Below are 8,968 nucleotides of genomic sequence, written 5' to 3' on the forward strand. Positions count from 1 at the left end.
CCAAAGCAACTGTTAGGAGGAAATTATGCTTAAGCTTGCAAAAAAGCGAATGTCAGGACTGGCCGTCATTGGCGCCATATTATTTATGATTGTTCAGGTCATGAGTAATCTGTACTTGCCGAATTTAACGGCCGATATTGTTAATAACGGGGTTGCCAAAGGTGATATTGACTATATTTGGGCAACCGGGATGAAAATGATTCTTTTTGCCTTGCTCAGTATTCTGGCGAGCGTAGGAAATGTCTTTCTTGCATCGCGCACATCACAAAAGTTAGGTCAAAAATTACGGTCAGATGTTTATCGTAAAGTCATCAACTATTCGCATGACGAAATGGATAAAGTCGGGACCAGTTCGCTGATTACCCGAACGACCAACGATGTCACGCAGATTCAAAATGTTTGGATGATGATTTTGCGGATGATGATCATGGCACCGATTATGTTGATCGGCGCAAGTTTTCTGGCGTATCAAAAGAGTCATACATTGACGATGGTGTTTTTGATTAGCTTGCCATTATTGGCCCTTTTTCTAGTCATCATTATGTATTTTGCTGTCCCGCTGTTTAAGGCGATGCAAAAAAAGACTGATAATATTAATCTGGTTTTCCGTGAAGGCTTAACCGGTGTGCGGGTCATTCGGGCGTTTCGGCAAGATGATTTTGAACAGAATCGGTTCGAAGGAGTCAATCAGGATTACACCCAAAATGCGGTCAAGGTCTTCTCAATTATTGCCGCTGTTTTCCCGGTCATGACCTTGATTATGAGTGGTACCAATATCGGTATCACTTGGTGGGGCGGCCATTTAATTGCTCAACAGGCGCTTGAAACCGGGAACTTGATCGCGTTTATGACTTACGCGATGCAGATTCTGATGAGTTTCATGATGCTTTCCATGATCTTCGTGTTCATTCCGCGTGCTCAGGCATCAGCGGCACGTTTGAATGATGTTCTGGCACAACAAAGTCGGATCACCACACCAGAAGCGCCTAAAGCATTAGATACCGCTCATCCGGCATTGGCATTTGACCATGTTCAGTTCCGTTATCACCATGCCGAAGAACCGGCCTTGCGTGACATTGATGTTCAGGTAAAAGGCGGACAGACCTTAGCCATCATTGGTGGTACCGGGAGTGGTAAAACGACGATGGTCAACCTCATTCCGCGCTTTTATGACGTGGAAAAAGGGGCCGTACGCGTCGATGGTGAAGACGTTAAAGCAGTTGATTTAAAAAAACTGCATGAAGCTGTTGCGTTTGTACCGCAAAAAGCGAACCTCTTCACCGGAAGTGTTCGCGATAACATGAAATATGGGAATGAAAACGCGACTGATGATGACATCTGGCATGCCCTAGAAATTGCCCAGGCCCGCGATTTTATTGAAGCTAACCCAGAAGGTCTTGATTATCAGGTTGAACAAGGCGGCGGCAATTTCTCTGGTGGACAACGGCAGCGACTAGCCATCGCTCGCGCATTGGTAAAGGACGCCTCGATTTATGTCTTTGATGACTCGTTTTCGGCGTTGGATTTCAAAACCGATGCGAATCTGCGTGCAGCTTTGAAAGCCGATGCCAAGATTCAGACCAAGGTGGTTGTGATTGTTGGTCAGCGGGTTTCGACAGTTGCAGATGCTGATACGATTGTCGTGCTAGACGAAGGTAAGATGGTTGGTAAAGGTACGCATGCCGAGTTGAAAGCCAACAATCCAACGTATCAGGAGATTATCAAGTCACAGATTCGGGAAGGAGACGAGCAATAATGGCAGACAATCACAAAGCCCAAACGACCAAGCAGCCATCTGGCCCACGGATGGGTCCTGGCCGTGGTGGTCTCGTTGAAAAACCGAAGAACTTCTGGGGCACAACAGCGCGGTTATTTGGTTACATGCGCAACCGTCTGATTGGTATTATTGCGGTGCTAGTCTTGGCCATTGCTTCGACCGTCTTTCAAATTCGCACACCAAAAATCTTGGGGGAAGCTACAACCGAGATTTTTAAAGGGGTTATGAAAGGCCAAGCGGAGCAAAAGGCCGGTATCGCTGTTGGCAACTATCCAATTGATTTTGATAAGATCAAACAGATTATTTTAATCGTCTTGGTTCTGTATTTGGGTAGTGCACTGTTTAGTTTCTTGCAGCAGTTCATCATGACTCGGATCTCGCAGAATACGGTTTACCAGTTGCGTAAAGATCTCAAGCACAAGATGAAGACTGTGCCGATCAAGTATTATGACACGCATAGTAATGGCGATATTATGTCACGGGCGATTAACGATATGGATAACATCGCCTCGACACTGCAACAAAGTCTGACGCAGATGGTGACCAGTGCAGTTATGTTCGTGGGAACCATTTGGATGATGCTTACGATTTCCTGGAAGTTAACGCTGATTGCGCTGGTAACGATTCCGCTGGGCTTAATTGTTGTCGGGATTGTCGCGCCAAAATCGCAACGGTTCTTTGCCGCCCAGCAAAAAGCTTTAGGTCTCTTGAATAATCAAGTTGAAGAAACTTATGGCGGTCAGGTGATTATTAAGAGTTTTAACCGCGAAGATGATGAAGTAGAGGCGTTTGAAGGCCAGAATCAGGCATTTTATGATGCAGCGTGGAAAGCACAGTTTGTTTCCGGGATCATCATGCCGCTTATGATTTTCCTAAACAACATTGGTTACGTGTTTGTTGCGATTATGGGTGGCATTGAAGTTTCTAATGGCACGATCACCCTTGGGAATGTTCAGGCCTTCCTTCAATATATGCAGCAATTTTCCCAGCCGATTTCCCAGCTTGCTAACTTGGCCAATACGATTCAATCCACTATTGCCAGTGCCGAGCGGATCTTTGCGGTGTTGGATGAAGAAGACATGCAGGATGAGCCGTCTGGTGTGCCGGCAGTGGCCAATGATCCTAACAAACTGGTCATGGATCATGTTCAGTTTGGTTATACCCCGGATGCCTTGTTGCTCAAGGACTATAACCTGCAAGTCAAACCAGGTGAGATGGTCGCGATTGTCGGGCCGACCGGTGCGGGGAAAACAACGATCATCAACCTGCTAGAGCGTTTTTATGATATTAGCGGCGGATCGATTCGCTTGAATGGTACCGATACCCGCGATATGAAGCGAGAGGATGTTCGCGCGCATTTTGCGATGGTGCTTCAGGATACTTGGCTGTTTACCGGCACGATTTGGGATAACTTGAAATATGGCCGCGAAGACGCAACTGACGACGAAGTATTGGCCGCGGCCAAAGCAGCCCATGTCGACAACTTTGTGCGGCAGTTACCGGATGGCTACAACACGATTCTGAACGAAGAAGCCTCAAACATTTCGCAAGGTCAGCGACAGTTGTTGACGATCGCTCGAGCCTTCGTGGCAGATCCGGAAATTCTTATTCTGGACGAGGCTACCAGCTCGGTCGATACGCGGACGGAAATTCATATTCAGCACGCTATGAACCGTTTGCTGACTGATCGTACGAGCTTCGTGGTCGCCCACCGGCTGTCGACGATTCGGGATGCCGACAAGATTATCGTGATGAATCACGGCTCAATTGTTGAAACCGGGAATCATGACGAACTAATGGCTAAAAACGGCTTTTATGCTGATTTGTACAACAGTCAGTTCAGTGGCAATGTCGCGATTTAAGTTAGTTTGCAATGATGCTGAGACCTAGACAAATATTGCGTTGCAGGGAAAATGTTTTTATTCTGTGACATGAAAAAGGGTCCTGAAGACAAGAACGATCTTGTCTTCGGGACCCTTTTAGCGTTACCGCCGCTTGTGCCGCATAAACGTTGCGTAGTGTAGCAAACAAGCAAGTAAGACGAAAAAGATGACAACAAAGCTGACATAGCGCCACCAGAAGTTGGTTGCCACACCTGGTATGAGTTGCTGGATACCCATGGTTGCCAAAGCCATTACCGCGATCATGCCGAACAACAATAAGTAACGTTTCAAAGTCTCATCATCCTTCTTTTTAAAAGTGGCCAATTTTGCCCCGAGCGCTTGTGCTTGTTTGACCTTGGCCGCTGGTAAAGCCGTCATGCCCCAAGTATGCGGGAGAACCAGTTCAGTAATTTTATGTAAACCGGCAGCGGTCATGGCTTTGTCGATGGTGACAAGGGTCGCATCGGTCTGGTGCGTAAACGTGTTGTCCAGACCGGTGGCAAAACAACTGGTGACGCTAACGTAATGTTTATCTTTAAACTTTCCCGGAAGCGTATCCCCTTGATGCGTCATCCGAGTGATGCGATGGCGTAAACAATCGAGTAACTGCTTAAACTGTCCAGCCACGGTTCCAAAGTAGGTGGGTGTTCCAAGAATCCACACATCAGCCGCGTGCAACTTTTCCTCGAGTTCGTCTAGCACGGGGTTGGTCTGACCGGGGCGATCAGGTCGCAGTTGGTACTGATTTAAGTCAATAAACTCGGTTGTTGCCGGCGCCGTAACACCGGCAAGAATTGTTTTAACTAGGCTAGCCGTCAACCCATCAGGATCCTGCCCGCCGTAAATACCTAAAATTTTCATTTGAAAGCCTCACAAATCAAAATAAACGACTTAAGTAACAACCTGCCAAAAATAACAATTTTTGCAAGTATTACTTCCTCTTAACTTTAAAAAAGATTAAGAATTTTTGCAAACCGATCCTTGTACTCATGCGCATCAAGCTTTTTATTGGCAAAAAAGATGAAGACTCATTATGCTGTTGGCAGCAACAAAAGGTTAAAGGCGTTAGGATCTCATGGATGAATGAGAAGGAGAGGGTCAACATGGCAGGAATTCCATTGCCGGAAGAAACACGCGTGGATTTTATTGCGCTTAAAGTGGCTGACTTGGCCAAGGTGAGTCGCTGGTATCAAGACGTTGCGCGGTTGGATTTATTGCGGCAAAACGGCAGTACGGTTTATCTGGGTACGCGGTTAAATCAGCAGGTGTTAGTCGTGTTGCATGAGATTAGCGGATTAACCCCTCAAGAAGCGGTCACCGGACTGGATTATTTTGCCATTTTATTACCGAATCCGGGGGCTTTAGGGGCGGCGTATCGCATTGTTAAGCAGGATCAGGCAGTGACCAAGGCATTTCAGACAAATTATCGGCAAGGCTTTTTGGCGCATGATCCGGAAGGTAATGGCGTGGCCTTTACAATTGATCGTGCAATTGAACAGTATCAAGAGGAGCGTCAATACAATTGGGATGATGAAGTGGAACAGGCGCTTGATCCCGAAGAAATTGGCAAGCATGCGGTGCGCGATTATGACCGCCTGCCATCAGGGACGGCGATCGGCTACGTTCAGTTTCGAGTGGCTGATTTACAAACGACCAGTCATTATTTGGAGCAAGGACTTGGGTTTCGCGAAAAGGCAACACAGGTAAAAGATGAGATCTTTCTTGCTGCAGGCGACTATCGCCATCACATTGGGATTAATTTACGCCGGGATCCCAAATTATTTTTACCTACGCCTGATATGTATGGATTGGACTATGTGAGCTTTATTTTGCCTGACAAAATGACGATGGCCAATATTTTGATGAACCTTGATGCGGCTGGCTTAACGGATTACGATTATCACCATGAGAACCAGTTTTTGATGATCGCTGGGCCGAATCGACTGACGCTATGGTTTCGAGTGGCGTAACCGATCTGGCCTTGGATCGGAAAGAAGGCCAGGATGGATTTTCAAGCAGTAACGACAGGGTTGCAAAAATGGGTAGCGGAGCAGATTGTGCCGGGTTTTAGTGTTGCATTGTTAACCGGTAAGCGGGTTCAAACCAAGGTGGCAGGTGAAGCGCAGTGGCTGCCGCATCCGGAACCGCTGCGGCCTAAGATGCTTTATGATATTGCTTCATTAACTAAGGTTGTCGGCACTACCACTGTCTTTTTGCAGGCGTGGGATCATGGGCTGGTTGCGCCAACGATGCCGTTAAAACAGCTGTTGCCGGCGTTTCCACATGCGACCACGTTTCAGCAGGCACTGACGCATACATCGGGACTTGAGGGGTACATTCCTCATCGCGATGCTTTGCCTGCCCCGGCTTTAAAACATGCGCTGCTGACTCAATTAGCGGTGACAAATGAAGTGAATCGCAAGGTGGTTTACCGAGATGTGAATTTGCTGCTGGTTGGTTGGGCACTTGAGAAAGTGTATCACCAACCGATTCAAAAACTAGTGACACGGCAGGTTTTGCGGCCACTGGATTTGCCACGAGCCACTTTTCAACCTGAAACAGCCCAATGTGTGCCGACTACTTATCAGCCACTTTCGGGATTACGACGCGGGGTTGTGCATGATCCCAAGAGTGCCATTTTAGGAGCGCATAGTGGGGCAGCCGGCTTATTTGCCAGTTTGGATGATCTGATCATATTTACCCAGTATTTATTCGGACTTCGAACCGCTGAAGCTTGGCCAAAACATGCCCAAGACCTAACGCGTGACTGGACCGTTCATCATCTTGGGCGCAGTCTCGGATGGGATCTCAGACATGACAATCAGGGCCGCTTATGGCTTTATCACACTGGCTATACCGGAACTTTTTGGTTGGTTCAACCGCAAAGTCAACTGGCACTGATTGTCTTGACGAATCGCGTCCATCCGCAGCCCAATCAGGAATTTCTGGGAAGACGCGATCAGTTGGTTCACCGGTTTTTGAATGATCAGCCGATATTAGACCAGTAATGCGTACACAAAAACAGGGCCGACATTCACGACCCTGTTTTTGTGTGTATGTTAGCTTTAACCGCTTAAAAACCGCCTTTAATATAGCCACCATCACTGAGTTTTTTCCGTAGTTGCAGCATCGCCGTGTACGTTGCGAGGACATAGAGTTGTTGCTGCGGCATTTCCTGAAGCGTCGTGAGCACGTCGCCGAGATCTGGCTTAATGGTAAGCTTGGTTTCTGGCACTCCCGCTACTTTCAGCCTTAGGGCAATATCTTGATAGCGCTCGCCGCCAACCAGGTAGTCGGCGGCTTTTTTGCTCGCAACGAATTCTTCAAAGTTGCCGTCCCAAATCCAGCTCGTATCAATACCATCCGCGTAATTGGCGTTCAGTAGCATCGCAAACCCAAAAGGCTGCTTGGCGGTTTGAATCATGCTCAAAACCTGATTCAGGCCAACGGGATTTTTAACTAAAATCAATGTTAGCTTTTTGGCCCCGAGTTGAATGACTTCTTGGCGTCCGAAGACTTTTTCATCGTAGGCAAACGCTTGGCTGATTTGTTCAGGGCTGACATCAAACGTTCGGCCAACTGCAAATGCGGCAAGGGCATTGTAGATGTTGTACATGCCGCCAATGTCAATGTGACACGGCTGACCGTCAATGACAAACTCACTGCTTTGCGGCGTCATTTTGGTAACGGCATTAACTTGATAGGTCAACTCAGGTCGTTTGAAACCGCAATTAGGACAGAAGAAGTTACCTAGATTAGCGTAAGTCAAAGCGTGATAATGCAAAATGTGCTGGCAAACCGGGCAAAGAACGCCATCCGTATTCGGCGGGGCCTTGTGATCGCCTTCGTTGGTCAACGTAAAGCCGTAATAATAAATCGGATTGGGCAACTTCCGCGAACTGAAAATCGGCGCATCCCCATTAGCAAGCACGACAGCGGTGGGATCAAGCGTGATACCATCAAGAATCTTTTGGTAAGTTGTGTAAAACTCACCATAGCGGTCCATTTGGTCACGGAAAATATTGGTCAGCACAAACGCTTTAGGCTTCAACTGCGCGGCAACGGGAGCGACATTGGCTTCGTCGACTTCCAAAACAGCGATCCCGCGACCATGACCGCTTTTGGGCTGGGCTAAAAAAGCGGTCGTAATCCCTTGTAACATGTTGGAGCCGGTGGGATTGGTTAGGACTTCCTGATATTTTTGTTTGAGTACCTTGACGATCAAGCTAGTTGTGAGCGTTTTACCATTCGTACCGGTGACCACGATCACATCATAGTTATGGCCTAATGCTTGCAGAACATGGGGATCGAGGCGGTTAGCGATTTTTCCGGGGAGACTCGATCCACCTTTGAAAAATGTGTGTAAGAACCAGTAGCTGCTGCGACCAATGGCAGTTGCCAGGCTGGCTTTTGCTGAAAATGCCACGGCGTTCTTCCTCTCAACTTAATGGGACTATTTTAGCATAACTTGAAATCAAACCGGCAGCCGGAGTGTTCTTTGCGAAAAAAATCCGTTATACTGTGAGACGTGAGATTTTAAATGGAGGCGGCATATGGCCCAGCTTTTCTTTCGTTATGGCGCAATGAACTCAGGAAAAAGTATTGAAATTCTGAAAGTTGCCCACAATTATGAAGAACAAAATAAGCGCGTGATTTTAATGACCAGCGCCGTGGATGATCGCGCCGGTGTTGGCATGATCGCCAGTCGCATTGGTCTTGAGCGGACTGCGATTCCGATTGCGCATGAAACGAATCTGTATGATGTCATTAAAACGACTGATCCGAAAGCGGCATGTGTTTTAATTGATGAGGCGCAGTTTTTGCAGAAGCATCATATTTTTGAAGCTGCGCGGGTGGTTGACGAGTTGCATATTCCAGTCATGGCGTTTGGCTTGAAGAACGATTTCCGCAATGAGCTGTTTGAAGGTTCAAAATATTTGTTGCTGTATGCGGATAAGATTGAAGAAATGAAGACGATTTGCTGGTTTTGCGCGAAAAAGGCGATTATGAATTTACGGATTCATGATGGTAAACCGGTGTACGAAGGCGAGCAGGTTTTGATTGGTGGCAATGAATCGTATTATCCGGTTTGCCGGCATCATTATTTTCACCCGCCGTTAGATCGGATTGATCAGGATGAGGAATAGATGTTTGGTCGGTGTGGTTTGGCTGGTTCGCGCTCTGTCATAACGCGCTCACCGGCGCAGAAGTCTGCGTGCAAGGACCTCAGCCGCAATGGCCAAAGCCCGGCCATCACGTCTGAGGCCACTTACACTCCGACTTCTAACCGCGCCGGTTCGCGCTCTAT

7 protein-coding genes are annotated in these 8,968 nt (G+C 47.5%); 5 read left to right on the top strand and 2 right to left on the bottom strand.

From position 1 onward, the window contains the following. Positions 1 to 25 precede the first annotated feature (25 nt). Positions 26 to 1,756 carry an ABC transporter ATP-binding protein gene (locus tag ACWP87_RS12280; protein ID WP_005684925.1) on the top strand — a complete coding sequence of 577 codons (1,731 nt, stop codon included), beginning with the start codon at positions 26 to 28 and terminating at the stop codon, positions 1,754 to 1,756. Then, entirely contained in the window at positions 1,756 to 3,639 is a 1,884-nt protein-coding gene (locus ACWP87_RS12285) for an ABC transporter ATP-binding protein (protein WP_005684924.1), read from the top strand. Before ACWP87_RS12280 ends, ACWP87_RS12285 begins: the two co-directional genes overlap by 1 nt. Positions 3,640 to 3,762: 123 nt before the next feature. Here the strand turns inward: ACWP87_RS12285 and ACWP87_RS12290 are convergent, their stop codons facing one another. After that, entirely contained in the window at positions 3,763 to 4,521 is a 759-nt protein-coding gene (locus ACWP87_RS12290) for a flavodoxin family protein (RefSeq protein ID WP_014569515.1), read from the bottom strand. Between the two features lie 242 nt (positions 4,522 to 4,763). On the opposite strand from ACWP87_RS12290, the gene ACWP87_RS12295 reads away from it, so the two are divergent. Both ACWP87_RS12295 and ACWP87_RS12300 read left to right on the top strand, forming a co-directional pair. Beyond that, entirely contained in the window at positions 4,764 to 5,630 is an 867-nt protein-coding gene (locus ACWP87_RS12295; protein ID WP_014569516.1) for a VOC family protein, read from the top strand. Between the two features lie 33 nt (positions 5,631 to 5,663). Continuing rightward, a complete protein-coding gene (locus tag ACWP87_RS12300; protein WP_014569517.1) occupies positions 5,664 to 6,668 on the top strand; it encodes a serine hydrolase domain-containing protein in 1,005 nt (334 codons plus the stop codon). A 65-nt stretch (positions 6,669 to 6,733) separates the two neighbouring features. Here ACWP87_RS12300 and ACWP87_RS12305 read toward each other — a convergent pair whose 3' ends face one another. Further along, positions 6,734 to 8,086: a Mur ligase family protein gene (locus ACWP87_RS12305; protein ID WP_014569518.1), complete on the bottom strand. Its 1,353-nt coding sequence runs from the start codon at positions 8,084 to 8,086 to the stop codon at positions 6,734 to 6,736. A 127-nt stretch (positions 8,087 to 8,213) separates the two neighbouring features. On the opposite strand from ACWP87_RS12305, the gene ACWP87_RS12310 reads away from it, so the two are divergent. Beyond that, positions 8,214 to 8,807, top strand: coding sequence for a thymidine kinase (locus tag ACWP87_RS12310; RefSeq protein ID WP_005684919.1), 594 nt, complete (start codon positions 8,214 to 8,216; stop codon positions 8,805 to 8,807). Positions 8,808 to 8,968: the final 161 nt, after the last annotated feature.

This window comes from Lacticaseibacillus sp. 22, assembly GCF_055413445.1.